The 26,565-nt window shown below is 62.4% G+C and carries 27 protein-coding genes; 14 read left to right on the top strand and 13 right to left on the bottom strand.

Annotated elements, in window-relative coordinates:
* The 6 genes from BLW08_RS21560 to BLW08_RS21585 form a co-directional block, all read left to right on the top strand.
* Positions 1-281 (top strand): DUF4192 family protein (locus BLW08_RS21560; protein WP_139244935.1); only part of this gene is annotated, 281 nt, incomplete at its 5' end.
* Positions 282-1,049: 768 nt separating this feature from the next.
* Positions 1,050-1,949 carry an NAD(P)-binding domain-containing protein gene (locus tag BLW08_RS21565; protein ID WP_091328036.1) on the top strand — a complete coding sequence of 300 codons (900 nt, stop codon included), beginning with the start codon at positions 1,050-1,052 and terminating at the stop codon, positions 1,947-1,949.
* Positions 1,946-3,316 (top strand): MFS transporter, encoded by a 1,371-nt coding sequence (locus BLW08_RS21570; protein ID WP_091328039.1) that lies wholly within the window; start codon positions 1,946-1,948, stop codon positions 3,314-3,316. Before BLW08_RS21565 ends, BLW08_RS21570 begins: the two co-directional genes overlap by 4 nt.
* On the top strand, positions 3,313-3,942 hold the full coding sequence (locus BLW08_RS21575; protein WP_091328041.1) for a 4-carboxy-4-hydroxy-2-oxoadipate aldolase/oxaloacetate decarboxylase: 630 nt from the start codon (positions 3,313-3,315) through the stop codon (positions 3,940-3,942). The genes BLW08_RS21570 and BLW08_RS21575 overlap by 4 nt, the downstream gene beginning before the upstream one ends.
* Positions 3,943-4,022: 80 nt before the next feature.
* On the top strand, positions 4,023-4,661 hold the full coding sequence (locus BLW08_RS21580; protein WP_091328043.1) for a GntR family transcriptional regulator: 639 nt from the start codon (positions 4,023-4,025) through the stop codon (positions 4,659-4,661).
* A 62-nt stretch (positions 4,662-4,723) separates the two neighbouring features.
* Positions 4,724-5,014, top strand: a complete 291-nt coding sequence (locus BLW08_RS21585) for a hypothetical protein (RefSeq protein WP_091328045.1) — start codon at positions 4,724-4,726, stop codon at positions 5,012-5,014.
* Between the two features lie 450 nt (positions 5,015-5,464).
* Here BLW08_RS21585 and BLW08_RS21590 read toward each other — a convergent pair whose 3' ends face one another.
* The 8 genes from BLW08_RS21590 to BLW08_RS21625 form a co-directional block, all read right to left on the bottom strand.
* Positions 5,465-7,039 carry an amino acid permease gene (locus BLW08_RS21590; RefSeq protein WP_091328046.1) on the bottom strand — a complete coding sequence of 525 codons (1,575 nt, stop codon included), beginning with the start codon at positions 7,037-7,039 and terminating at the stop codon, positions 5,465-5,467.
* Between the two features lie 82 nt (positions 7,040-7,121).
* On the bottom strand, positions 7,122-7,385 hold the full coding sequence (locus tag BLW08_RS21595) for a hypothetical protein (protein ID WP_091328048.1): 264 nt from the start codon (positions 7,383-7,385) through the stop codon (positions 7,122-7,124).
* Positions 7,382-8,200 carry an alpha/beta fold hydrolase gene (locus tag BLW08_RS21600; RefSeq protein WP_254780009.1) on the bottom strand — a complete coding sequence of 273 codons (819 nt, stop codon included), beginning with the start codon at positions 8,198-8,200 and terminating at the stop codon, positions 7,382-7,384. The genes BLW08_RS21595 and BLW08_RS21600 overlap by 4 nt, the downstream gene beginning before the upstream one ends.
* Positions 8,178-8,534, bottom strand: coding sequence for a DNA-directed RNA polymerase subunit alpha C-terminal domain-containing protein (locus tag BLW08_RS21605; RefSeq protein WP_091328049.1), 357 nt, complete (start codon positions 8,532-8,534; stop codon positions 8,178-8,180). Before BLW08_RS21605 ends, BLW08_RS21600 begins: the two co-directional genes overlap by 23 nt.
* A complete protein-coding gene (locus tag BLW08_RS21610; RefSeq protein WP_091328051.1) occupies positions 8,531-9,688 on the bottom strand; it encodes a pyridoxal phosphate-dependent aminotransferase in 1,158 nt (385 codons plus the stop codon). Before BLW08_RS21610 ends, BLW08_RS21605 begins: the two co-directional genes overlap by 4 nt.
* A 12-nt stretch (positions 9,689-9,700) precedes the next feature.
* Positions 9,701-10,291, bottom strand: coding sequence for an RraA family protein (locus BLW08_RS21615; protein WP_091328052.1), 591 nt, complete (start codon positions 10,289-10,291; stop codon positions 9,701-9,703).
* Positions 10,288-10,953 carry an RraA family protein gene (locus tag BLW08_RS21620; protein WP_091328054.1) on the bottom strand — a complete coding sequence of 222 codons (666 nt, stop codon included), beginning with the start codon at positions 10,951-10,953 and terminating at the stop codon, positions 10,288-10,290. The genes BLW08_RS21615 and BLW08_RS21620 overlap by 4 nt, the downstream gene beginning before the upstream one ends.
* Complete coding sequence (locus BLW08_RS21625) at positions 10,953-11,618, bottom strand: RraA family protein (RefSeq protein ID WP_091328055.1); 666 nt, start codon at positions 11,616-11,618, stop codon at positions 10,953-10,955. Before BLW08_RS21625 ends, BLW08_RS21620 begins: the two co-directional genes overlap by 1 nt.
* A gap of 74 nt (positions 11,619-11,692) precedes the next feature.
* Between BLW08_RS21625 and BLW08_RS21630 the strand changes: the two genes are divergently transcribed.
* Positions 11,693-12,583 carry a LysR family transcriptional regulator gene (locus BLW08_RS21630; RefSeq protein WP_091328057.1) on the top strand — a complete coding sequence of 297 codons (891 nt, stop codon included), beginning with the start codon at positions 11,693-11,695 and terminating at the stop codon, positions 12,581-12,583.
* Between the two features lie 73 nt (positions 12,584-12,656).
* On the opposite strand, the gene BLW08_RS21635 is transcribed toward BLW08_RS21630, so the two are convergent.
* From BLW08_RS21635 to BLW08_RS21650, 4 genes are read right to left on the bottom strand one after another with little or no spacing between them, the layout of a single operon-like run.
* Entirely contained in the window at positions 12,657-14,393 is a 1,737-nt protein-coding gene (locus BLW08_RS21635; protein WP_091328058.1) for an acetyl/propionyl/methylcrotonyl-CoA carboxylase subunit alpha, read from the bottom strand.
* Positions 14,393-15,985, bottom strand: a complete 1,593-nt coding sequence (locus BLW08_RS21640) for a 5-oxoprolinase subunit B/C family protein (RefSeq protein ID WP_091328060.1) — start codon at positions 15,983-15,985, stop codon at positions 14,393-14,395. Before BLW08_RS21640 ends, BLW08_RS21635 begins: the two co-directional genes overlap by 1 nt.
* Positions 15,969-17,291, bottom strand: a complete 1,323-nt coding sequence (locus BLW08_RS21645) for an MFS transporter (protein WP_091328221.1) — start codon at positions 17,289-17,291, stop codon at positions 15,969-15,971. The genes BLW08_RS21640 and BLW08_RS21645 overlap by 17 nt, the downstream gene beginning before the upstream one ends.
* 47 nt (positions 17,292-17,338) lie before the next feature.
* Positions 17,339-18,100: a LamB/YcsF family protein gene (locus tag BLW08_RS21650; protein WP_091328061.1), complete on the bottom strand. Its 762-nt coding sequence runs from the start codon at positions 18,098-18,100 to the stop codon at positions 17,339-17,341.
* Between the two features lie 107 nt (positions 18,101-18,207).
* Between BLW08_RS21650 and BLW08_RS21655 the strand changes: the two genes are divergently transcribed.
* Complete coding sequence (locus tag BLW08_RS21655; protein ID WP_091328063.1) at positions 18,208-18,909, top strand: GntR family transcriptional regulator; 702 nt, start codon at positions 18,208-18,210, stop codon at positions 18,907-18,909.
* A 43-nt stretch (positions 18,910-18,952) separates the two neighbouring features.
* Here the strand turns inward: BLW08_RS21655 and BLW08_RS21660 are convergent, their stop codons facing one another.
* Entirely contained in the window at positions 18,953-19,942 is a 990-nt protein-coding gene (locus BLW08_RS21660; protein WP_091328065.1) for a Gfo/Idh/MocA family protein, read from the bottom strand.
* Positions 19,943-20,256: 314 nt separating this feature from the next.
* On the opposite strand from BLW08_RS21660, the gene BLW08_RS21665 reads away from it, so the two are divergent.
* The 6 genes from BLW08_RS21665 (at position 20,257) to BLW08_RS21690 (ending at position 26,523) form a co-directional block, all read left to right on the top strand.
* A complete protein-coding gene (locus tag BLW08_RS21665; protein ID WP_091328067.1) occupies positions 20,257-21,276 on the top strand; it encodes a VOC family protein in 1,020 nt (339 codons plus the stop codon).
* Positions 21,276-22,217, top strand: coding sequence for a fumarylacetoacetate hydrolase family protein (locus tag BLW08_RS21670; RefSeq protein WP_091328069.1), 942 nt, complete (start codon positions 21,276-21,278; stop codon positions 22,215-22,217). Before BLW08_RS21665 ends, BLW08_RS21670 begins: the two co-directional genes overlap by 1 nt.
* Positions 22,214-23,221 (top strand): cyclase family protein, encoded by a 1,008-nt coding sequence (locus BLW08_RS21675; RefSeq protein WP_217639262.1) that lies wholly within the window; start codon positions 22,214-22,216, stop codon positions 23,219-23,221. The genes BLW08_RS21670 and BLW08_RS21675 overlap by 4 nt, the downstream gene beginning before the upstream one ends.
* A gap of 92 nt (positions 23,222-23,313) precedes the next feature.
* Entirely contained in the window at positions 23,314-24,438 is a 1,125-nt protein-coding gene (locus BLW08_RS21680; protein WP_091328071.1) for an FAD-dependent monooxygenase, read from the top strand.
* Complete coding sequence (locus BLW08_RS21685) at positions 24,435-25,520, top strand: amidohydrolase family protein (protein WP_091328073.1); 1,086 nt, start codon at positions 24,435-24,437, stop codon at positions 25,518-25,520. The genes BLW08_RS21680 and BLW08_RS21685 overlap by 4 nt, the downstream gene beginning before the upstream one ends.
* Position 25,521: 1 nt before the next feature.
* Entirely contained in the window at positions 25,522-26,523 is a 1,002-nt protein-coding gene (locus tag BLW08_RS21690; RefSeq protein WP_091328075.1) for a fumarylacetoacetate hydrolase family protein, read from the top strand.
* Positions 26,524-26,565 lie beyond the last annotated feature (42 nt).

Here is a 26,565-nt window from a genome sequence, read left to right on the forward strand (position 1 = left end):
CGCCTCAATGGTCACGGATCGAATGGGCCCAACAACTACTCATCCACGCCTACACCAGAACCAGCCCCCAACACGCAGCACCCATCCTCACCACCATCGGATACATCAACTGGTGGGAAGGCCGAGGATCCAAAGCACACCAATACATGCAACTCGCTCTCGACACAGACCCCGGCTACCGCTTCGCACGCCTAACCGATCAAATGCTCGGAGCCGGAATCATCGCCGGCTGGAACACCGACAAAAACACCGCCTACAAAACCCGACTCGACATGCCATAAGTTACTGTGTCCGAGTCCGGAAAGTTTCAATGACGTTGGCCAGTCGCGCCCAGAGAAGAACTCGCTTCCCGAACGGGCCTACTGCCAGGTCACGAATCCGTGGGGACTGTCGATCAGCCTGGCGACCGGGCTGTCATCCAGTGACTAGGCAGCCACTCAGAGGCCGGACGTTCGCCGCATCCTGACCCGCCAATCCAGCGTCATGCATGGCATCGAGAATCATCAGAACCGATTTTGACCAGGGGCAACACTAGGCACCCAGAGCCCTCCATCGGGGCCAATGGCGGTCCTCGTAATCCGCTACGGACGCAACCGCGAGGAGATTAGCCTGCGGCGCCGCACGGGGCCGTTCAACCTTCTGTGAGGCGTCCGCGCTTGAACAAGACCCCGACGAGGTCCGCCAGCACCTTCAACGCTGGCGATGCGAATCTACCCAAACATTTTCGTGAACACACACACGCAATAGAGCAGCAGTCCACTTCGCCGGCTAAAACGGCGGCATTGGAACCCCCTTCGTGCACGCACCCCTCGCCTGGAGCAAGGCTAGCCCGCCGCAAGCGCTGCCGCCCGCTGTCAGCACTCAACAGCCACGGCGTCGGGCACTTCCTTTGCTTCACCGCCACGCAGCAGCAGCCTCGCAACGGACAACCATTCAGAACCATTTAGATACCAAATAGTCCCTGTTCTGCATTATCAGACCGTGGAGTTGCTAAATGGTACTAATCTTGTATCCTAGATCACAGAGACACCGCGACGAAGGAGTCAGTCTTGAAAACCACAATCATTGGTTCTGGCCAAGTCGGCCTGTGCTGGGCTCAGGCGCTCAATGCGCACTCGTCCCACACAATTTCACTATCGGACCCGCAGCCACCTGCGGCTGCCTCGAGTTGGTCTGCGAACTCCGGCGTTCTAATCCGCCCGGTAGTTTCAGAATGGATCACTGATCAGGACATTGTTCTGGTCTGCGTTCCCGGGTCGGTGCTCCCGTTAGTTGCTGGACCATTGGTGCAGCACCTCAACGCGGGTGCCACAATAATTGATATGACTACGGCGGCAGCCCAGGCGAAGCGGGAAGCCGCGGCCTTGGCATCTGCTGCGGGCATCGACTACGTCGACATCGCAATTACTGGAGCGGTGGCCCTAAACGGGGTACGCACACCGCTGCTTTATGCCGGTCAGCCCAACCCCGCTGCCGAGGAATTGCTCCGGGACGCCGGCGCCCCCGTGCGGGTTCTCCCGGACAGCACACCGGGAGACGCCGTAACGGTGAAACTGCTGCGTTCGGTAATCATGAAGGGACTGGAAGCACTGGCCGTCGAGGCCTTCCCTGCGGCCCGGTCCTATGGCGTCTTTGACCAGCTGTGCACCGTTCTGAGCGACGTGGACCAAGCACCATTCACGGATTTGCTTAAGAGCATGGTCGCCACACACCCTGGCCACTCGGTCCGCCGACACGCTGAGGTGCTCGAATCCGCAGCGCAGCTCGACCGCGCGGGATATCCGGCAGAACTGACCGGCAACGTGGCCGCCAAGTACGCGGTCACCGCCGACAACCTCAAGGCCACCGGCGGCCCCAGCGGCTCCACCTTTGAAGACTCGATGGACTGGCTGGACTCCCTGGCCCAGTCCACAACAGCAACGACATCCACGCAGGAGGTGCTGGCATGAGCACCTCAACCGCGCGCCCCCGCGTCGGAGACGCCACCGTCCGCAAGATCAAATTCCGCATCCTGCCACTGTTGGTCATCCTCTACATCATCGCGTTCATCGACCGCGCCAACGTAGGCTTCGTAGCCAAAGAGATGAACGCCGACCTCGGCATCACCACAGCCCAGTTCGGTCTCGCCGCAGGGCTGTTCTCCATCGGATACTTCCTCTTCGAAGTACCCAGCAACATCCTCATGCGCAAGGTCGGTGCACGCCGCTGGATCGCACGGATCCTCGTTTCTTGGGGCATCGTTGCGGTGGCCTGCGGATTCGTACAGGACTTCACTCAGCTGGCGATTATCCGGACACTCCTCGGGGTCGCTGAGGCAGGGTTCTTCCCCTGCGTCATCCTTTACCTGTCCTTCTGGTTCCCCGAGCGTGAACGCGCCCGCGTAGTCGCGCTGTTCATGATCGCACTGCCCCTCGCCACCGTCATCGCGGCTCCCTTATCCGGACTCATCCTCGACAATGTCCACTGGGCCGGAATGGAGAGCTGGCGCTGGGTCTTCATCCTCCAAGGTGCCCCTGCCGTCATCCTGGCAGCTGTCACACTCTTCGTCCTGGTCGATGCCCCCGCCAAGGCCAAATGGCTCACTACCGAAGAGAAGGCGTGGCTGGAAACAACCCTCCAGGCAGAGCGGGACGCCAAGGTCCAGCGCCACGGCCATGTCTCCTTCTGGCGCAGCCTCGCTGGCGGACGTGTCCTAGCATTGTCGCTGATCTACTACAGCAAATCCGTGGCCATCTACGTCCTAGCCTTCTTCACCCCGCAGATCATCGCCGCCGCATCAACTCAGCTCAGCAACACCGCCGTCGGTTACATCAACGCCGTGCCCTACGGCATCGCCGCAATTGTCATGGTCTACTGGGCACGGCACTCAGACAAGAAGCGCGAACGCCGCTGGCACGTCGGTATCCCCCTCATTGCCGCAGGCGGTGGCTTGGCGCTCATGCCTTTCGCGGTGAACAACCTTATCTTGTCCATCGTTCTGCTGACCGTCATCACCGTCGCCGTCTACGCCACCTACGGCCCGTTCTGGTCCTTGCCCTCCCTGTTCCTTACCGGTCAGTCAGCAGCCGTCGGACTTGCAGCGATCAACTCCCTTGCGAACCTTGGTGGATTCATAGGACCGTTCGCCTTCGGCGCTCTCAAGGACTCCACCGGTAGCAATAACTGGGGGCTGGCCATGGTCAGTGCCACGTGCCTCATCGCCGCAGCGATGGTGGTCGGCTTGAAATTCGTCAAGCAGGCCGAAGCCACAGCACGGATCGCAGAAGAAGAAGCCGACGCCAAGGCACAACTCGTCACCACAGGAGATACCAAATGATCCTCAACCAAACCACAGACCCGCGCATGACCAAGCTCGCTGGACTCGGCGCAGCTACCGTCTACGAAGCAAACGGACAGCGTGACGCCATCGACCCCGCCATCAAACCCCTGGACCCAACCTCCCGGGTCGCTGGCCGAGTGGTCACCGTTGACCTTGAACCGGGCGACAACTGGTTCATACACGTCGCACTCCTCGAAGCTGGAGAAGGAGACATCCTCGTAGTCGACGCCAAGGGATACGTTCAGGCTGGCCCCTGGGGCGACGTCCTGACCCTCGCCGCCCAGGAGCGCGGCGTCGCCGCACTCGTCATCGACGGCGCAGTCCGCGACAGCCAGGAAATCATCGCCTCCGGCTTCCCCGTCTTCACCCGGGGAGTGTGCATCCGCAAAACCACGAAGGTGCAAAAGGGCCGGGTCAATGTTCCCGTCACCATTGGAGGGGTTCTGATCAATCCGGGAGACATCCTGGTGGGTGACGCCGACGGACTCGTCCGCGTCGGTCAAAACGACGTGGACACCGCGTTGGCTTCTTCCGAGCAACGCGAACTCAAAGAAGAGACCATGCGCGCACGGATCCGCGAAGGCGCCAGCACGCTCGACCTTCTCGGACTCACCCGGCCATAACACTGCCACCATGACACTAGGCTTGATCAAAAGCATCTAGCATCGTGGCCAGCCGGGATCACGATCAGTTTGGGGAGGGCATGGACACGCAGCGACAGGACGTTCTGGAGGATCTGCGCGCCAAGATCACCACAGGCAAACTACCGCCCGGAAGCCACCTCACCGAGCGCGGACTCTGCGCCGAATACTCCCTCAGCCGCACCCCCATCCGAACGGTGTTACGAGAACTCGCGGACGAGGGCCTAGTAGTTGTCTCACCAAACCGCGGAGTATTCGTAGCAGAGTGGACCAATGCCGACGCTGCGGAGGTAATGTCCATCCGTGCCCTTTTGGAATCCCACGCCGCAGGCCTTGCAGCGCACAGCCGCTCAGACTCCCACCTGGAAGATCTGAACCGGCTGTGCGACCGCATGGACCAACTGGCCAGCAACCGGCCCGAGGGATACCGTGCCGAGATCGCCGATCTAAACCACGAACTCCACCTGCTCATCCTCGAATCAGCAGCGTCACCCAGGCTCTTCAACATCGCAAAAGACCTCGCACTTGCCCCGCTAATGTCAGGATCTTTTCAGTATTACTCCCCCGACGAACTTCACCGCAGCTTGCAGGATCACCGATTCATCGTTGACGCCATCACCCAACGCGACGAACACCGCGCACGGGCACTGATGGAAGGTCACCTCCGCACCTCCTATGCGGCCCTCACCCGCAGACGCTAAAACGGCACGGGCACACAAGAGGGGCACTCAACCATCCTGCCAACCCGGAAGCCCGCAACTTCATGACATCGAAGCAGCCCGAATCCCACAAACACTTCGAATGGTCTCGATTGACCAAAGCACGCGTGGAGATCCGTCTCCACGGCCGCATCCTGCGAACCGGCTTCGTCGACGCCGCCATGCCCGACTCCTCAGCCCTCTGGATCGCGGCCGACCAGCACGGGCCCCGACAGATGTTCGAAGCATGCCTCGGCCATCAGGTCTGGGTCACCCCACAGGAAATGGACGGGGAACTCAGCTACCGAATGACAACCAGCCACATCTTCGGAAAAGTCCAGCCAAGGCCTCGCTGACCGGAGGACCCATCACCACCGAACGTCCGGCCCGACCAGCGCGTTCACGTTCCCGCCACGCGATGACCCACAGCAACACATCCTCTTCGCCCAGACAGAAACTGAACCCCAATGGTCACGGATCTAATGGGCCCGATAATTACTCCTACGCGCATCCAGCAGAACCATCCCCCAGCACCCATCATCACCATCACCGGCTTCATCAACTGGTGGCAGGGGCGCGGTTCGAAAGCAACACTCAGTCAGGGGGCTGCTGCGAGGAAGTCTCGCTGCTTAGCAACTCCAGTTTCCAGCTGACGCCGCTCCCCCGAACCCCCGGCATGAGGTCACCCTTCCGTACGTAACGGAACGGGACTGTCTCGCCGTCGGGCCGCCACCACCCACTGACAGGAGCATGATGGCCCGTCAGAACGAGGGCGGGAACGGTGGCAGCTCCTGGATAGCGCGGTGTCATGACGTACTGTTTCCCGCTGGTGCCCGGCCTTGATCAATCGCTGGACGGTTAGCCAGCACGGGAAGGCTCCCGGTGTAGCCTTCGCGTTCCTTGGCTGCAGCGGCTATTCCCTCCCGCGCAGCAAACCACCCGCCGATCAACAGCGGAATCAGCACCAGCAGCGAGGCCAGGACCCAGCGGCCCGTATCGGAAAAGCCCATGGAGACGAGCACGAAGAGCAGGAACGCCAAGGTCAGGTAAGAGGTATATGGTGCCCCAAACAAACGGAAGTTTGGGCGCGTAATCAGGCCGGACCGCGAGAGCCTGTGAAGTTTCATCTGGCACAGGATGATGGTGGCCCAGCAGCCGATGATTCCGAGCGCTGAGACCTCCAGGACGATCTCGAAGGCTTGTGATGGTACGAGGGCGTTGAGTCCGATGCCAAGCAGGGCCACCACCGTGGTGAACAGGATGCCGCCGTACGGAACACCTTTGCTGTTCATCCGGCCCGAGAATCGTGGCGCGGATCCATTGACGGCCATGGATCGCAGGATTCGGCCGGTGGAGTAGAGGCCTGCGTTCAAGCTGGACAGGGCCGAGGTCAGCACCACGAAGTTCATGATGGATGCGGCCGTTGCACCCGCTTGCGGGTCGCCGAGGTGCGAGAAGAACGTGACAAACGGTGACTCACCGCACTTGTAAGCAGTGAACGGCAAAAGCAGGGAAAGCAGCAGGATGGACCCGACGTAGAACACGGCGATCCGGAAGACGACACTGTTGATCGCCCTGGGCATGACTTTGGCTGGTTCTTTGGTTTCACCGGCGGCCGTGCCGATCAGCTCGATGCCGGCGTAGGCGAAGATGACCCCGCTGGCGGCCAGGAGCGGCGCGATGCCGCCGTTCGGGAAGAACCCGCCGTTGTCTGCGAACAGGACCAAACCTGTAGGGCCGACATCGGTGGCGGCACCACTGAGGAGGAAGACGACGCCGACGACGAGGAAGCTGACCAAGGCAATGACCTTGACCAGTGCGAACCAGAACTCCATCTCACCGAAAAGCTTCACCGAAACCAGGTTCAGGGACAGCACTACCACCAGGGCGATCAGGGCCAATAGCCACTGGGGCGCTTCCTGCAACGGCGGCCAATAGAGTGCCCAGAATTTCAGGTACAGGGCCGCCGCGGTGACATCCACGATGGAGGTCATGGCCCAGTTCAGGAAGTAGAGCCAACCGGCCGCGTAGGCCATCTTTTCACCGTAGAACTCCCGGGCGTAGGAAACGAACGAGCCGGACGATGGCCGGTGCAGGACCAGCTCTCCCAAAGCCCGGAGGATCAGGAAGCCGAAGAATCCGCAGACGGCATATACCAGCACCAGTGCCGGCCCGCTTCCGTTGAGGCGGGCGCCGGCTCCCATAAACAGACCGGTACCAATGGCTCCGCCGATGGCAATCATTTGGATCTGTCGCGGCTTCAGTGACTTGTGATAGCCGTGTTCTTCACTGGCGAAGTCCCGGACGGCCGAAGCAACATCGCCGGTCCGCTCGCGTTCGTTTTCCAGTTCATCCGCGGGGTCGTGTGCGGGTGTATGCATATTTTTCTCCATGGGAACGAACCGCACGTCGTCGTGCGGCTGACAATAGACTGCCCGGAGCCCCGGGCTGGTGGCCCAAGGGCTAGATGCTGGCGTTGGCCACGGGGTTCGCGCGGAACTGTAGGTCGCGGGGACTGATCCAGACCTCGTAGCCTTCCTTGCGAACGAAGGCCCGACGGGGCTGGACCCCGTTGCTTCTTAGCCAGAGCGTGGATGAATCGGCCATGGCGTGGTCCACGATCCCGGAGTGAACGGGTTCCCCGGGCTTGCGGATTTGTACGTGTCCGCCGATCAGGGCCGTCCAATCGTCGTACCGGATGAATTGGGGCGTGTCCCGTCGTTTCATGCCTGCTCGCTGCTGAGGAAGAACGCTGTGAGGCGGTCCCACATTTCGGTGGCGTTCGAGTACATGGGAAAGTGGCCGCTGCGCGGGATTTCGGCCAGTTCGATGCCCTTTTCGGCCAGCAGTGGCAGATAGCTCAGGGTGTTGTTCTGAACGCCGTACATGTACATGCGGGCAAACGGCAGGGCCAGGAATCGGTCCATGAGGCCGCCATGGTCGGACAAATCCACCATGGATTCGAAGATCGGCCGGACCGCTCCGGGGCGAACTTTGTGGGGAAGGCTCGCCGCGTAGAGGCTGCTGGAGTAGAACCGGGATTTCCACACGCGTTCCTGGAAGTCCTTGAAGAATCCCTCCGGGTCGGGATGTGAGTGGCTGATGATCTGTCGGCTCAGGAAACAGTCTTCCGGGGCCACGTTGCCCTCGATGTCCGAGAAACTCACAACGCGGGCTGGGTCTTGATCTGCCAGCAGCAGTGCCGTCAGCCCGCCCATGGAGTGACCTACCAGATGAAAGCGCTCGATGCCTTGGGAGGCAAGGACTTCTTTCGCGACGGCGACAAGAAAATGCACAGAGATGGCGTTCAGGTCCGAGCAGGAGGTTGCGCCGCACCCGGGGGCATCGTAGGCAAGAATGGGACGATCAGCGAGCTCTACCTGTTGGATGACGTCGGCATAGTCCTCTTTGGTGGATCCGAAGCCGTGGAGGAAGACAATTGGGATCCCGGTACCGGCGCGGTACATGCCGGCAACTTTGACGCGGACTCCGTCGAGGTCGAGGGGAAGGGTGAAAGGCTCAAGCTTGGTCAGGCCAGGCAAGGAAATCTCCATTCAGGGTGTTGGCGGCTGAGAGCGCCGGGGCGGCCCAGGCGTGGTGGTTCTTGATGTGTCTTTGGTTGGTGCCCGCATGTGGTTGGTGGTATCGGCGACCGGTTTCGTCGGTAGCCAAACGGCGGCCCCTGAGCGCGAGGACGGCTTCGATGAGATCCACGGACCCGTCGCCAAGACCGACCACCTGGGTCAACAGCTCGTTGCGGGACCAGGTGGTCAGTACTTCGACGGTCCTTATCCCGTGGCGGACCAAGGCGTTCTCGGCCCGTGACGGCAAACCGAGGCTGGATACGGCGGTGGTCAGCCCGGTGTTGCCTGTCACGGGAAGTCCCGGACAGCTGCAGCGAAGCGGCGAAGGCCTTCATCCAGGCTCGCTGCGTCTGTGGCAAAGGAGAGCCTCACATGTCCTTCTCCGGAGGGCCCGAACTCGCTTCCCGAACGCACCAGGACACCGGCTTGGGCAAACCGGGCCACCATTTCGTCCGACCCCAAAGTCGTCGTGATTCGGGGGAATGCGTAGAAGGCACCTTGGGGCGAGAGGATTTCGACGCCGGGAATTCCGTTGAGCGCCTTGATCACCATGTCGCGCCGCTCCTGGTAGGAAGCCGTCACGGTCTGGAGGTCCTCGTCCGGTATTTCCAAGGCTGTCAGGGCAGCATCCTGAACGAAGGTGTTCAACGGTCCGTTGATGGTGCGATGGATCAGGTTGATCTTGTTCGCAAGGGGAACTGGAGCCACGACGAAACCGAGCCGCCAGCCGGTCATGGCATAGGTTTTGGACAGGGTGCTGCAGTAGACCACCTGGGCGGAAACCTCCGCCAAGTCCAAGGCTGAAACAAACGGAAGCTGGTCGAAGACAATGCTGCCGTACGCTTCGTCAGAGAGCAGCAACAGGTCCGGGTGATCTGCCAGGATCTCTCCGACCCCGGCCAAGTCAGCAGCGGGGTAGACACGCCCGGTGGGGTTACCTGGGTTGCACAGGATAATCAGCCGGGCCGTCGCAGCTTCCCTGCGGAGAGCCGCCAGGTTAAGGGAACCGTCCGGGAGGGCTGGAATCCAGACTACTTCCGCGCCGACCATGGCGGCGTGGTCGGCGTACAGGGAATAGGTCGGTTCCGGGATCAGAACCCGATCCCCTGGCTGGATCAGGGCGAGCATGGCCGCGGCCAGCCCCGCACTGCCACCATGCGTGAGTACCACCTCGCCCGCAGTGGTGGGGCGGGGGTGCCCGGCGGAGATCTTCCGCGCGAGCACCTCCCGCAGTTCCGGTGCTCCCGTCATGGGCGAGTACCGGGTCCGTCCCTTAACGAGGGAACGGACGGCACTGTCGACAATCGCGGTGGGGGTACCGGCGTCGGGCTCCCCCATGGCGAGTGAAATGGTGCCCGGGGCTGCCGCGCCCAGGGTGGCGGGGCGGCGGCTGGAGGCGGCGATCCGTTCAGGAGCGCCCATCTGTGGCTGGGACGTGACTGTCATGTGTTCTTCCGTCTAAAAGGAGTACAACTCGAGGGTGGATTTACCGTGTCGGATTTCGTCAAGGATCCGTTGCTCGTCGGCCACCCGTTGGTCTGCCTTGTCCAAAACTGAATCCACGGCGTCGCGCGGGACTACCACGACGCCGTCGGAATCGCCGACTACCAAGTCGCCGGCACGGACGGTCAGGCCGCCCACGCGGACCGGGGAGGAGAATTCCCCTGCGTAGTCCTTGGCGGTTCCGACGACGGTGACGCTGCGGGAGAAGACCGGGAAGTCCATCTGCGCCATTTCGTCGACGTCGCGGACGCCGCCGTCGATGACCAGTCCGGCGATGCCGCGATGCTGGGCTGCAGCGGCGAGGATTTCACCCCAATGTCCGTGTTCGGCACCCTGCATGTCGACCACCAGGACGCTGCCGGCGGGTGCGTTCAGGACTGCGTGGTGCAGGGCGAGGTTGTCGCCGCCGATGCCTCGGACGGTGAACGCCGGTCCGGTGACTTTGGCTCCGGGCCAGGCAGGTTTGAGTCCGGGATCGCAGGCACAGGGCAGTTTGGAGGCTTCATAAAGGGTGGCGGAGGAGTGTCCGCGGGCTGCATTGGTCACTTGTTACCCCACTGGAGGTCGTGGTAGCCGAGGTCTTTGCGGGCCTGGACCAGGGTGGAACCCGCCTTGACTGAGGCGACAATCCGGGTTTCGGTTTCTTCAATCCTTTCGGCCAGGTCGGCGACCTCTTCAGCGCGGGCGCTGGGTACAGAGAGCGCCCCGTCCGCGTCGGCGCAGATGATGTCCGCCGGTGAGATGGTGACATCGTTGATGGTCACCTCGGTCTGTACGGCGACCAGCTGGACACGGTCCTTGCCGGTGCGCATGAACTTACCGCGGCTGAACAGCGGGTAGTTCTGCTGCAGCGACGTGGAGATGTCCCGGCAGACGCCGTTGATGATGGTTCCGGCGATCCCGCGTTCGGCGGCGACCTCGGTCATGATGCCGCCCCAGACGGTGACGTCGGTGCGTCCTTCATTGTCGATGACAATGACTGATCCGGCTGGTACGTCGTCCAGGAAATCTCCCACGCTCCCGCGGGTTTCGCCTGCCGGTGCGTACTGGACGGTGAAAGCCGGTCCGGTGGCGCGGAAGTCATAGGTCAGCGGGGACAATCCGTGCAGGGTCCCGTGCAGGCCGAGGGCGTCCATAGCATCGGAGATCGAGGCTGTCGGCAGTGCTGACAGGCGGTCGGTGACGGACGTTTCTGTGGTGGTGTTCATCAGTGTTCCTCTGTGGTTCCTGCCAGGCGCGCGTCGCGCATGGCTTCGTGAAGTGCGACGCCGGCCCGCAGGTCGGCGGCGATGGCCTGCTCCCGTGCGACCACGCCTTGGGCGCGTTCGAGCACCTCGTCTATGTGGGTAGCGGGGACAACTACGACGCCGGTTTCGTCCGCGAGAACAAGGTCGCCGGGGGTGACTGTCACCTCGCCCAGTTGGACGGGTTCGCCGGTGGAGCGTTGCTGGAGCCGGCCGCGGGCGGTGGCCGGGATGCGGCCTTTGGCGAAGACGGGGAAGCCCATCTCCCTGGCCTCGTGAACGTCGCGTGATGCGCCGTCGGCGACGACGCCGCGGACTCCGTTCAGGGCGGCGCCGAGGCTGAGGAGCCCTCCCCAGCAGGAGACGTCGGTGCGGCCGTCATTGGCGACGACGATGACGTTGGTGTCATTGGCTGCCGAGACGGCCGTTGCGCCGATGTGCGCACCGGAAGGGCCGGGAACGTAAGGCTCCAGCTGAACGGTGACAGCGAATCCGACGATCTTTGGGGTCCCCCAGACGGGCAGGAAACCAGCCTGTCCTGGCGGCAGGCCCAGGGCGTCGAGGGCATCGGAGACAGCAGCTGAATCCAGCGCTGAGTAGTGCTCCAGAAGTGTTGTTTGGGAAGTCATGCTTCCAGTAGACCGCCATCAATCGATATAGTGAAGGTCTGGTTAGCTATAGGTGGAAGAGGTTTTGCGACTCAATGATCGAGGTACGCCAAGCCCGGTACTTTGTTGCCGTGGCAGAGGAGCTGCATTTCGGGCGGGCCGCGGAACGGCTCATGATGTCCCAGCCACCTCTTAGTCAAGCGATCCTGCAGCTGGAAAGGCAGCTTGGAACCAGCCTGTTGACCCGTTCCAGCCGATCTGTGTTGCTCACCGATGCGGGGAAGCTGTTTCTGGACGAATGCCGCTTGCTGGTCCAGGCGTCCGAGCGGGCAGAGGACGTTGCGGCGCGGTCCAAGTCCGGCATGGCCGGGACGTTGCGCCTGGGCTCGGTGACATCCGCTTTCGACGGCCTGCTCCCCGACGTTCTGGACAGATTTCGGGGTGCTTGGCCGGACGTGGAGCTGGAAGTATCGGAGATCGACACTCATCACGGACGCGATCGGCTGCTTCGGCGGGAACTCGACGTAGCCATCATCCGCCAACCGGGTTTTGACAAGGGGCTGCGTTCGGTTCCCCTGCGGCGGGACCGTTTTGTTCTTGCACTCCCGGTGACGCATCCCCAGGCTGCCGACGGGGGCGCGGTGGACCTTGCCAGGTTCCGGGACGACAGCTGGGTGTGGCTTCCGCGTGCGATCTCGCCGGATTACCACGACGAAATGGTGGCGGCCTGCCGTCAGGCAGGCTTCAGTCCGCAGGCCAAGCACGTCGCGAACTCCATCCAGTCTCAACTGGCTATGGTCGGATGCGGCCTGGGGGTCACTCTGGTGCCGCGCTCATCTCTGGGGGCTCGGCGGGGCCTGATGGCAAGGGAATTATCGCAGCGAGTGGACCTCGTGGAGCTGTCGCTGGTCAGCCGAGCAGGCACCTCGGAGACCATCGCGGACAATTTCATCGAGTGCGCACAGGGTGTCGCGGACGGCGATTAGACGCACCAGCGAGCGTACGACGGCGGGAGGTTCCCGCCGTCGTACGCTCTGCTTTTGTTGTTGCCCACCCGGGTTAGTCGAGGGTGAGCCGGCCGAGCTTCTCCCCCGCTTTGATACTGCTTCCTGCTGGAGCCAGGGCTTCTGCCAGAACACCTGACCGGGGCGCTGGAACGACGCTCTCCATCTTCATGGCTTCCAGGACCACCAGCGGGGATCCTGCTTGAACGGTTGCGCCAGCGTTGACGAGCCATTTGACCACTTTGCCGGACATGGGCGATTCAATCAGTCCGGGATCACTCGTTACAGCCGTGACGTTCTCTTGCGGAGCCTCAGTGACTGCTGTGCCAAACAGGCGTGCAAGGTTACCCGGGAAGCCCACCATGACCCGCTTGCCGTCGATGTCCAAGGGAACCGTGACAGTACCGGCGGGGCCGGCCTGGCGGGGGTCAAAAGATGGATCGGACGTGATGCCGTGCTCAAACTCAGTTTCGATCCACCGCGTATGGATGGAGAACGAGTCCGTGAAGTCCGGGGATTCCAGGACTGCACGGTGGAAGGGCAGGAGGGTGGGCAATCCAGAGATGCTGAAGTCCTTCAACGCCCGCCGTGCCCGCCGGATGGCCTGCTGCCGGTCCGATCCTGTGACTATGAGCTTGGCCATGAGGGAATCAAAGTCCCCGGAAATCTCTGAACCTGCCCCAATCCCGGAATCCAGGCGAATGCCGGGCCCGGTAGGCACGGTGATGGACTCCACGGTCCCGGGCGTTGGGAGGTATCCGCGGCCCACGTCCTCGGCGTTGATCCGGAACTCAAAGGAATGGCCGCGCGGTTCGGGATCCTCCGCAAGCGAGAGCGGCAGCCCTTGTGCGATCCTGAACTGCTCCTGCACCAAGTCCACGCCGGAGGTCTCTTCCGTAATGGGATGCTCCACCTGAAGGCGGGTGTTGACCTCCAGGAAAGCAATGGCACCGGATTCGGACACAAGGAATTCCACAGTTCCAGCACCGGCATACGCGGCTTCCGAACAGATGGCCCGGGCTGCCTCGTAAATTGTCAGCCGCTGTTGCTCGCTCAGTAAAGGGGCCGGCGCTTCTTCCACGAGTTTTTGATGGCGCCTCTGGAGCGAACAATCCCGCGTCCCGACCACCACCACCTTGCCGTAGTTATCGGCAAGGATTTGCGCTTCCACGTGCCGGGGCCGGTCCAGGTACTGCTCCACGAAGCACTCGCCACGACCGAACGCTGTGACTGCTTCCCGGACGGCCGAGTCGAAAGCTTCTTCCACGCCGTCCAGGTCACGCACCACTTTCAGCCCGCGTCCGCCTCCCCCGAAAGCGGCCTTGATGGCAATGGGCAGGCCAACCTCCTCCGCGAAGGCCCGGGCCTCCGCGGCATTGGCAACTGGTCCTTTGCTTCCGGCAACCAAGGGCGCGCCGGCGCGGACGGCGATTTCCCTCGCGGTGACTTTGTTGCCCAGCGATCGGATGGCGTCCGGGCTTGGTCCAATCCAGGTCAGCCCTGCATCCATGACTGACTGGGCAAAGTCCGCATTTTCGGAGAGGAAGCCGTATCCGGGATGCACCGCGTCAGCCCCTGAACGTTTTGCGACGTGCAGAATTTTGTCGACGTCGAGGTAAGTCTCCCCGGGGGTCCTGCCTGCAAGACTGTACGCCTCGTCGACTGCGGACACGTGCACGGATCCGGAGTCGTTGTCGGAGTAAACACCCACGGAGGCCAAGCCCGCGTCGGTGCAGGCGGAAGCGATCCGTACTGCGATTTCTCCACGGTTGGCAATAAGGATCTTGCGCATTAGAAAGTACTTTCTGTGATCGGTGGTGCGTGTCTGAAGCGGACCCGGCTGCCGGCGGGAATTTGGGCCGCTTTGTCCAGGTCTTTGGGGGTTACGACGGCGATCACCGGGTAGCCGCCCGTGACGGGATGATCGGACAGGAAAACCACTGGCTGTCCGGTGGGCGGTACCTGGATCACACCGCAGATGGTGCCCTCACTGGGCAGTTCACCGTGCTGCACGCGTTCCAGTGGCGTACCAGCCAGACGCATGCCAATCCGGTTGGAGTCGTTGGTGACCGTCCACACTTGGTCAAAAAGGGACTCCAACGCTTCAGCGGAAAACCAGTCCTGCCGCGGACCGGGGCCGAGTTCCAGTTCCACCACGTCTCCAGCAGGAAAGTCCGGCTGCGTTTCCGGGAGACCAACCGCCTGTGCCGGCGGCGGACCAACTGCCAGGAAGTCGCCCACTGTCAGCGGCTTGGGGCCCAACCCGGAGAGGGTATCGGCAGAGCAACTGCCCAGCACCTCCTCGGCCACAAGACCACCCCGAACTGCCAGATAGCTGCGAACTCCCGCCGAAGGGGCGGACATGGCCAGCGTTTCCCCATCCATGAGGACAAAAGGAGTGGCTACCATCGCAGGCCGTGAGGTGGTGTCAGAACTGATCCGAATCCCGGCAGGAGCTCCGGCGATAGCCACAATCTGCTCGCCGACAGCCTGGACCGTCAGGCCGCCGTCGACGATCTCCAACGCTGGTGCGCTTTCCATGTTGCCGACCAGCCGATTGGCCCGGCGGAGCGAGCCCTGATCGAGTGCTCCGGAACGTGAGACTCCGATGGCCGCATTGCCAGGTCGGCCAAGATCCTGAACCAAGGTCAATGGGAGACTTCGGCGGACCCGGAGACCATGTCCGTGGCTGACCGCTTCCTGCACAGCGGGCAGCTGAACAACTACAGTGTCCCGTACTGCTTTATATCGAACGCCCGTTCCCGGGCTGACCAACGCAGGTTCGGCACGGCCACTGTCCCACATGGCACAGCCAGTGTGGCCGATGATCTGCCAACCGCCAGGCGATTGACGTGGATAGACTCCCGTGTAGCTGCCGCCCAAGGCCACCGATCCTGCGCCAACGTTGGTTCTGGGGCTGGGCCGCCGCGGGACGGTAAGGATGTCATTTTCTCCCCGCATGTAACCGAACCCGGGAACGAAGCCAGTGAAGGCAACCGTCCACAGTTGTCCCGTGTGAGCTGCCACAACGGCTTCAACGCTGATCCCTGCGAGCTCGGCAACGTCCCGGAGATCCTCGCCGTCGTACACGGTGTCAATTTCGACAAGTTTCCTGCCGACCTGGCGGTGCGGCGGGATGGTCAATTTCCCCAGCTGGGACGTGATCCGCAACATCGCTGTGGGGCTTTCAGCAGTAATGAGGACGGTCTCTGCAGCGGGAACCACTTCGCGCTGCCCCGTAAACGGCGTGCGCTTCAGCAGCTCCGTCAATGCCAGGACGTCCTCGGGCGTGTCGAGTTCGGCCAGCACGCCGCGTTCGCCGACGGCCCGCACGGCCGCTATCCGGGACCCGGTTCGGATAAGTGTTTCAGGCGTTGACTTCACGGATGAGCCTCAGGTCTTCTTCGGGTTTGGGATCACGTCCGAGTGCGACACCAGTCATGGTGACCGCAGCGCACACGGCCAGGTAGACGGCGATGAGGTACCAAGTACCGGTAGCAGCATAAAGACCCGTGAAGATCAGCGGAGCTATGGCACCACCGACCACTCCGGCGAGTGTGTAAGCCAAGGAACTTCCTGCATAGCGGAGCCGCGCCGGGAACTGTTCTGTGATGAAGGCAGCCTGCGGGCCGTACATCAGGCCGTTGAAGATCAAGCCGCCCACGACACCGAGGGTGAGGGTTACGACGGAACGGTCCTGGATCATGACGAAGAACAGTGGAATGTAGATGGCGCTGCCTGCTGCGGCGATGCCGTAGAGAAGGCGACGGTTGAAGCGATCAGTAAGCGCGCCCGCCGTCGGAATAATGAAGATCTGCACGGCAGATCCGATCAGGATAGCGGTCAGGACGTTGCCCGTGGTCATGCCCAGTTCCTTGGTGGCATACACGGCCACATACACGGTGAACATGGAGTAGATAACGTCGGGGCTGATGCGGGACAGGGCCGCTGCAATGAGGGCGCGCGGTTCGTTGCGGAATACTTCACGCAGCGGAGCTTCCGAGCGTTCATTGTTTTCCACCAGCGCCTTGAACACCGGGGTTTCTTCCAGTTTCAGGCGAATGATGAGGCCGAAGACCACCAGCAGGGCAGAAGCTAGGAAGGCCACCCGCCAACCCCAGGACAGGAAAGCCTCGGTGCTGAGAGATGCGGCAAGGATGGCGAGAACGCCATTGGCCATAAGGTTACCGGCAGGTGGACCGATCTGTGCGGCCGATGACCAGAAGCCGCGCTTGTCAGGATCGCCGAATTCGCTGGACAGCAGTACCGCTCCGCCCCACTCACCGCCGACGCCGATGCCTTGGGCCAGGCGCAAAAGGACAAGGATGGCCGGCGCCGCTGGTCCGATCGCGTTGTAGTCAGGAAGAACGCCGATGAGGATGGTGGCTGCGCCGATCAACAGCAGCGTGACTACCAGGACGTGTTTGCGGCCGAGCCGGTCCCCCAGCCGCCCGAAGATGATGCCGCCCAGCGGACGCGCCAGGTATCCGACGGCGAATGTGGAGAAGGAAAGCAGGAGGCCAACGAACTCGTCGTTGCCCGGGAAGAAGATCTTAGGGAAGACCAGGGCGGAGGCCACGGAATAGATGGCGAAGTCGTAGTACTCAAGTGAGGTTCCGCTGAGGCTGGCGATGTAGGCCTTGATGGCACTCCTTTTGCGGAGGCGGGTTTCGCTGGGGGAAGTTGCCATTGGTTTCTCCGGTTGGGACGGCTCGGTCACGGCATTGTTGTGATGCGTCACTGGACAAAACTCCTTACGGCGATGCCTGCCGATTCGAGGGATTCACGGACTGCTGATGCGATCTGCACGGCACCTGCTGTGTCTCCATGGACGCAGATACTTTCAGCGCGGACCTTGATTTGTGAGCCGTCGATGGCCTCGATCTTGCCTTCGGTCACCAGCCGAACAATGCGTTTGGTGATGGCCTCGGGATCGTGAAGTACAGCGCCCTCCAGGCTGCGCGGCGCCAGGGAACCATCGCGGGCGTAGGCACGGTCCGCAAAAGCTTCAGGTACGCCACGAAGTCCTGCCTTTTCGGCCCGGCGAAGGACCTCTGAACCTGCAAGGGCAAGGATTGGCAACGTGGGGTCCACTGAGCGGACGGCATCGACGACGGCTTGGGCCTGTGAAGCATGATGAACAATTGCGTTGCCCAGGGCGCCATGGGGTTTCACATACTTCACCGTGGTGCCGGCGATTGCTGCCATGGCTTGCAGAGCCCCGATTTGGTAGGCGACGTCATCGGCCAACTCGTTGGGGGCAATCTCCATGAACCGGCGGCCGAAGCCGGCCAGGTCCCGGTAGCCCGGGTGGGCGCCAATGGTGACACCGCGGCCGGCGGCGAGCTCGCAGGTAGCCCGCATCACCGTCGGGTCTCCTGCGTGGAAGCCGCACGCGACGTTGGCGCTGGACACGGAACGGAAGACGGCGTCGTCCTCGCCCAGGCTCCATCGCCCAAATGACTCTCCCACATCGCTGTTCAGGTCTATGTGTTGCATTGTGATCCTCATCTCAGGGAAACGTGATGAACCCATCATTGCTTAACTTTGGGAATCGTTCAACGATTCTGTGAATGAAAGATACTGAGAGAGTGTAGATTCTTCTTATGGACACAGCTGGGGAACTCTTTGACGACTCGCACTACGAGCTTGGCCCTGCCGCAAGGCTCCGGGTCGCGGTACCGGCTGTCGCGTCCAGGGTTGCGGCAGAGCTGCGCCGCCAACTCATCACGGGTAAGTGGGTCCCCGGGATGCGCCTCAATGAGCCCACCATCGCCGAGGAACTAGGAGTGTCCCGCAATACCCTTCGGGAGGCCTTCGCCGAACTTGGCGCTGAACGCTTGGTGGTCCGCCTTCCCAACCGCGGAGTTTTTGTGGCCGCCCCCGGCGCGGATGACCTTCGCGACTTCTACACGGTCCGCCGCGCAATTGAGGTGAGCGCCGTCCGGAACGGCGGCTCCGCCGTCCGCATCGCGGCCATCCAGGAAGCCGTGGCCGATGGACGGAAGGCGGCCAAAGCCAAGGACAAGGAGTTACTGGCAGATGCCAACCTCAGGTTCCACGGCGCCATCGTTGAGATGGCCGAAAGCCAGAGGCTCAATACCCTCATGAATCAAGTGCTCGCGGAGATGCGGCTGTTCTTCTTCAAAGAGCCCGTAAACGTGGAGTTCTACTCGCGGTATGTGGAGGACAACGAAGAGATCGCGAAGGCCCTGACTGATGGACGCTTCGACGAGGCAGCGTCCCTGCTGAAGGCGTACCTGGATCGTTCGGAGCAGCACCTCTTCGAGATTTACGACGCTTCATAGTGGCCGAGGCCATACGTCGATCCTCTCCCGTCAGCTGGACCAGTTACTGATCCTCAGCACGACCATCGGCAACCTGACGGCGAATCTCGTCCATGGTTGCGTAGATAGCAGAGGTTTGGGCGTGCGTGTGGAGGGGGTGCTCCAGCTTGCCTGCTTGAATCGCCTGACAAACCTCTCGAAGCATTGGAGCATAGCCGAATCCTTGGCGGCTCGTCGTGACCACCTCGTCGTCGCGCTGCCCCCGTTCAAGGGGACGATGGATCGTGAATTCATTCGCATACCAGAAGCCGTTATCAATGGTGATCCACGCTTCGGAGCCCCCGATCATTGCGGCTGAGCCAAGCCAGTCCACCATCGAGAACGCCAGTTGCGCGATGCGATCGTCGTCGTACCCGAGCATGGCGTGGCCGCGAAGATCGACACCGTCGGGCCGTGTTGTTCCGATGGCGCGAACCGAGGTGGGGGTGCCGAACAACATGTGCGCGAGCGTCACAGGATAGATCCCTTGGTCAAGGAGGGCGCTTCCCCCAGGTTGCCATCTGCTCGAATCGTCTCTCGGGAAGGCCGCCCCGAAGCTGGCCTGCAAGCAGCGTACTTCGCCGAGAGCGCCGATGCGGATCATGTCTGCGAGCTTCCTGTGAAGTGGAGTGAACTTCATCCACATGGCTTCCATGAGGAACACCCCCGAGGCTGAGGCCAAGGCAGAAAGAGTCTCGACCTCACGGGAGTTGAGACCCAATGGTTTCTCGCACAGCACGTGCTTTCCGGCGCGGAGTGCCTCTGATGCGAGCGGGAAGTGCGTCACGTGCGGTGTGCCTATATACACTGCGTCGACGTCCGACCCGAGCATGTCGGAGAAGCGGGAGAATCTTCCGGCTATGTCATGTTCCTCGGCAAAAGCATCAGCGGACGCCTGTTGCCGCGAACTCACCGCGGTTACGCGAGCCTCCTCGACCATCGAAAAGTCCGCGGTGACTTGATGGCTGATGCCGCCGGTCCCCACTACGCCCCAGCGGATTCGATCTTCCTGCATGCCAACTCCTATGGCGACTGGTGGAACTGAACATCCCAATTATCAGTTGAAAGCAGTAACCGGCGAGATTGCAGTTGTGTATTCCGCGGATTCGGAAATGTGATGACGTGGTGGATTTTGCAGTGACCCGAAGGTTGTGACCGCGTAGTGGCGCCCAGCGCATCCGGGGTCCCCATTCCCAGGCTAAAAGGTATTCATCCAACGAATATCGTCTATCAAAAAACGATTCTTCCCCAAATAAGTGACCTGCACCATTGTTGTTACAGGACCTGCAGATAACTGTCCGAGCAACCAGCACTTAGAAGGAATTCATCGTGGAAACTCCCCTCTCCCATCTCGCCCACCTCGAGATCACCACCCCGGACGTCGAAGCCTCGGCGAGCTTCTACCAGGAAAAGTTCGGCATGCGCATCATCGACCGCGTGGATGGCAACGTGTACCTGCGCTGCTGGGGCGACTACTACCGCTACAGCCTGGTCATCACCGAAGGCCCCGAAGCGTCGCTCGGCCGGATGGCTTGGCGCACCAACACCCAGGAAGCCCTGGAAGCTGCAGCAGCCCGCGTTGAAGCAACCGGCGTACAGGGTTCGTGGACTGCCGGCGGTCACGGCTTCGGCAAAGCGTACGAATTCACCGGTCCTTACGGACACCACATGCGGCTTTTCTATGACGTGGAGAAGTTCGTTGCCGAGCCCGGCTTCGAATCCACCTACCCAGACCGTCCCGAGCGCCGCAGCAGCCACGCCGCCGCTCCGCGTTTTCTGGACCACGTCACTGTCGCTTCCTCCGACGTCCGCGGATTCGCAAAGTGGTACAACGAGGCCTTGGGCTTCCGTGTCATGGCCTTCGTGGACCTGGACGAAGCACCCATCACAGTGTTCTCGGTCCTGACCACCAATGAGAAGTCCCACGACCTCGGAGTTGTCCTGGATACGTCCAAGCGCGCCGGCCGTGTCAATCACATTGCCTTCTGGGTGGACGCCACCGAAGACCTTCTCCGCACCGCGGACGTCATGATGGAAAACGGCACTCCCATGGAATACGGACCCTCCATCCACGGTGTGGGCGAGCAGAACTTCCTCTACTTCCGTGACCCCTCAGGGCTGCGCGTGGAACTGAACTCCGGCGGCTACCGCAACTACGTGCCGGACTGGGACGCCAACACCTGGAAGCCCTCGGAAGGGTCCAACAACTTCTACAAGAACGGCGCCATGCCGCACTCCATGACCGAATCCTTCCCGCCGGCCGAAGGTTTCACCGCCACCGAGGAAGGCGCTTCCGCCGAAATGAAGGAAGCCCTCCTGAACCCCTACGCAAAGCAGGGCCGCGGCTAATGACGCAGCCACACTACGCGCTGGTCCGCTACCAGGAGTCCGGCGACACCAAAGCAAAAGCGGGCCTTCTGGTGGGCGATCGAGTGCTGCCGTTGGACAGCGACATCAATTCCCTGATCCAGCACTGGGACACCACCGAGGCCGAGCTGGACTCACTGGCCGCCTCGGCCGGTGAGGAGACCGGGCTGGCGCTGTCCGGCGTCGAGGTCCTTGCCCCGGTTGAACCGGCGCAGGTCCTGCAGACCGGCGCCAACTACCGCAAGCACGTCATCGACCTGGCCGTGGCACACCGCGACGCCGGACAGGATGCTGAAGAGGTACGCGCCAAGACCGCCGCGATGATGGACCAGCGTGCCGGCCAAGGAACGCCGTACTTCTTCATCGGCCTGCCGACGGCGATCGCTTCGGCCACCGAGGACCTCACCCTGCCGTCCTACAGCAAGAGCCACGACTGGGAGTTGGAGCTCGCAGCGGTGATCGGGAAGGAAGCATTCCGGGTAACCCCGGAGGAAGCCCTCGAGTACGTCTTCGGCTACACCATGGTCAACGACATCACCACGCGCGAGTATGTGTTCCGCAAGGACATGCCCGCCATCGGTTCGGACTGGTACCGCGCCAAGAACGCTCCCGGCTTCCTTCCCACCGGTCCGCTGCTGGTCCCCGCCAAGTTCTTCGGCGACCCGCAGGATGTCCAGGTCACACTGAAGCTCAATGGCAAGGCCATGCAGGACGAATCGACCCAGGACATGATCTTCGGGGTCGCCAAACTGGTCAGCGAAGCATCCCAGATCATGCCGTTGCGGCCCGGAGATCTGGTCCTGACCGGAAGCCCCGCGGGCAACGGCCAGCACTGGGGACGACTCCTGCAAGACGGCGACGTCATGGAAGGCACCATCACCGGGCTGGGCACACAACTCATCCACTGCAAGGACGAAAAGTGACCACAGAAGCCTCAAACGCTTCCCTGATCCAGCGTTCGGATCCGCTGGCGAGCATCGCTGCCGCCGCGGATCGGTACAACAACTGGGGTCGCTGGGGCGCAGACGACGTCCTCGGGACACTGAACTTCATCGACGCCGCAAAACGGGTCGAGGCAGCGGCACTGGTCACCACAGGCGAGGCGTTCTCCTTGTCCCAGCCTTTCGACACCAACGGCCCACAGAAGGGGTGGCGACGCCGGACCAACCCCGTGCACACCATGACCGACACCGGGGTGGACGCTGAGCGCGGCAACCAAGGGTTCCCGCACGGTTTCGGCGGCGCCGATGACGTCATTGCCATGCCGTTGCAGTGCTCCACGCAATGGGACGGGCTGGGCCACATCTTCGATCGCGGCAAAGCCTGGAACGGCAGGGCCGCCGGGGATGTAGTGACCTCGGAGGGTGACCTGGTCACCGGGATCGAGACCGCCGCGGCCAAGATCGTGACCCGCGGCGTACTCCTGGACGTTGGGCGTGCGCTGGGTCCGGATCTGGGACGGACCGACGGTGAACTGCCTGACGGCTTCGCGATCACCCCGGAACACTTGCAGCGGACCATTGATCGCCAGGGTGCCAGCTCAACTGTTCGTCGTGGTGACATCGTGGTGATCCGCACAGGTCAGTATGCCCGGGTCCGCCGCGACGGCTGGGGCGACTACGCCGGTGGGTCCGCGCCGGGGTTGTCCTTCAGCACCGCTGCATGGCTGCACGAGTCGGAGATCGCTGGAATCGCAACTGACACGTGGGGCTTCGAAGTCCGGCCCAATGAGTTTGAGGGCGCTTTCCAGCCACTGCACCAGATCGCCATCCCCAACATGGGGTTGTTTCTGGGAGAAATGTGGGACCCGGACGCCTTGGCCGTGGCGTGTGCTGACGATGGCAGGTATGACTTCATGCTGACCGCAGCGCCACTTCCCATCACCGGGGCCGTCGGTTCGCCGGTCAACCCCATCGCCGTCCGGTAGTCGGTCAATCAACGGGTTGGGCCAACGAAGGCCCAACCCGTGACAACAGCAGCACCGTTGGAAGTAACGCCGTCACACAAAGGAGTCATCAGATGGCAGCAGTACAGAGGGTCGGAATCGTCGGAGCGGGGGCGGCGGGACTCGCAGCAGCCACACTCCTTGCCGACGCCGGCATTAAGGTTGAGGTTCTGGAGAAGGCCACCGAGCCCCAGACCCTGGGCTCCGGCATCACCCTTCAGGGCAACGCCCTTCGCATCCTGCGCGAACTCGGTGTCTGGGACGAAGTTGAGGCTAGAGGGTACGGTTTCAGCACCCTTGGCCTGCGGGCCCCCGACCCCGCCGGCACCGTGATCGCCGTGTTGGAGGACATCCGGACCGGCGGCGACGACCTTCCGGCCACACTGGGAATGTATCGCCCTGACCTGACGGCCATCCTCCGGGAACGGGCACTTCATGCCGGTGCCGGGATCAGTTACGGCAAGACGGTTACTGACATAGCGGACGACGACGGCAGCGTCACCGTCCGTACCTCCGACGGTGACACCGCCGCCTATGACCTTCTCATCGGTGCCGATGGGCTCAATTCGGCAGTGCGCAAGGCGATCGGCATCGACGTCGAGCCCAAGCCAACCGGCATGGGCATCTGGCGGGCCTTCGTGGACCGGCCGGAGGACGTGGTCCGGACCGACCTGACGTATGGCGGCCCCTGCTTCATTGCCGGCTACTGCCCCACCGGACCTGACACCATCTATGCCTACCTCGTGGAGAAGGCCCAGGAACGCCACCACGACGACGGGCCCCGCGTCATGGCAGAACTGGCTGCAGCCTATGGCGGCCCCTGGAACGAGATCCGCGCCAACTTGGACCACGGTGCGCGCATCAACTACACCTGGTTTACCTCGCATCTGGTGGACGGTCCCTGGAACCGCGGCCGCACCGTGATCATTGGCGACGCCGCCCACAGCTGCCCGCCGACGGTGGCCCAGGGCGCCGCCATGGCGCTGGAAGACGCCGCCGTGCTCGCAGAACTCCTCATCTCTGCCGACCATCTCACCGAGACTCTGTGGAAAGAGTTCGCAGACCGCCGACTCGACAGGGCGACCGCAGTGGTTGAAGCATCCGTTCAGTTGGGCCAGTGGATGCTGGACGGCGTCCGGGACGCCAACGTACCCGGCCTCATGAACTCACTCTCCACCATGCTAAAGGAACCCGCATGAACGCCGCAGCCGCAAGCCAGCACCCCACCGTAGATGTCCACGCCCATGTCCTCATTCCGGCCCTGCAGCAGGCCGTAGCAGAGAACGATCCGGAAGGATTTGCGGCCCTGCAGGCCTTGGAAGTCCGGCGCAATGGCCCCGAGTCCATGGCTAACTCCGGCCTCATGATCAAGGAGCGCTGGCCACAGCTGACGGACCTGAACCGCCGTCTGGCGGACATGGATTCACAAGGCGTGGATGTACAACTTGTCTCACCTTCGCCGTCCCACTTCTACTACTTCGCCGCCGAGGAGCTTTCCGTGACACTGGCCCGGCAGGCTAACGAGGCTGTCCGGGATTACGTCAACAACGTCCCCGACCGGCTCAACGGGCTCGGGCTGGTGCCCTTGCAGCATCCGCACCTCATGGTGGAAGCACTTGACCACGCCGTGGTGGAATGTGGTTTGCTCGGCGTGGAAATCGGTTCGTTCGCAGGGACGCCCGGCGACCCGGAGCGAACCACGGTAGAGCTCTCTGATCCGCGACTGGAACCTTTCTGGAACCGGGCCGAGGACCTGGGTGCCATCGTGTTCCTGCACCCCTTCGGCTGCTCCTTGGACGAACGGCTGGACCGTTTCTACTTGGCCAACACCGTCTCACAGCCCGCCGAAAACGCGGTTGCCCTGTCGCATCTCATCTTCAGCGGCGTGCTGGACCGGCACCCGGACCTCAAGATCCTGGCGGCCCACGGCGGCGGCTACCTGCCCACCACCATCGGACGATCCGACCACGCCTGGAAAGTGCGCCCCGAGGCACAAAGGTGCGCCGAACCGCCGTCGTCATATCTGCGGAAGATCTTCTTTGACTCCCTGGTCCATAACCCTCGTGAGCTGCGTTCGCTCATTGAGGCATCGGGTCCCGGACAGGTGCTGCTCGGTTCGGATTACCCCTTCGACATGGGATCAGAGAGGCCCGTTGGCGAGGTGCACGCCGCCGGGCTTCCCGAGGCCGATACCGCCGCAATTCTCGCTGGCAATGCTGCCCGGTTGGGTATCACCGCCGCGGCAGCGCTCACCACCCGCGCTACGACCCAAGGAGCCTGACATGGTCAAGATCGCCCGCTGGAATCACGACGGCGACACCTGGGAAGGGTTCGTCGACGACGGCAACTGCTTCGCGTTGCCCGCCGGACGCACAGTCAACGCTCTTCTAGCCGCAGGGCTGGAGGAGACACTCGTCATCGCCGCGGAAACTCTCCGCAGCGCCCGCCCGGTGACCCTGCAGGACGTGCAGTTGCTGGCACCGTTGGCACCATCAACCATCCGGGACTTCGTCGCCTTTGAGGAACACGTTGAAGGTGTCCGCAAAAGCATCGACGGCATAGCCGGCGTGGTGGCCGAATGGTACGAAGCACCCACGTTCTACTTCACCAATCCCCATACGGTGACCGGCACCGGCGAGGTGATAGGCATCCCCGCAGGCTGCGAGGACCTGGACTTCGAAACCGAAGTAGCTGCCGTCGTCGGCCACGTACTCGGCAGCGACGGCAGGAACCTGTCCGCGGCCGAGGCGCACCGCCACATCTTCGGCTACACCATTTTCAACGACTGGTCAGCACGGGACCTGCAGCGCCGCGAGATGAAGGTCAGCCTGGGTCCTTGCAAGGGGAAGGACTTCGCCAACACCCTGGGTCCGTGGATCGTCACCGCCGACGAGTTCGAACAGCTTCACGACGACGAAGGCTTCCTGCCCATCTCCATGGAGGTGGAAGTCAACGGTGAGCGGATCGGCCAAGACCTGCTGTCCAACATCGGCTGGCCCTTCGCAGAACTCGTCGCCTACGCATCCCAGGATTCGGTGGTGCGGCCGGGCGACGTTCTCGGCTCCGGAACATGCGGAAGCGGCTGCCTCGCCGAACTCTGGGGACGGAACGGTTCCAAGACGCCCCCGCCGCTAAAGACGGGCGACGTCGTGCGAATGACCGTAGAGGGGATCGGAACGATTGAGAACACGGTGGGCGAACGCCGCGACGCTGTGACGCGGGTGGCTGCACGTTCCCGGCCACGGAACAGGTCTGTCACTGAAGGATCGTCCGCTATCCGTTAGAGTGGCTCCAACGCTTGAATTCATCGGCGAGCAATGGCTAAG

Source organism: Arthrobacter sp. cf158 (assembly GCF_900106835.1).
Classification (GTDB): Bacteria; Actinomycetota; Actinomycetes; order Actinomycetales; family Micrococcaceae; genus Arthrobacter.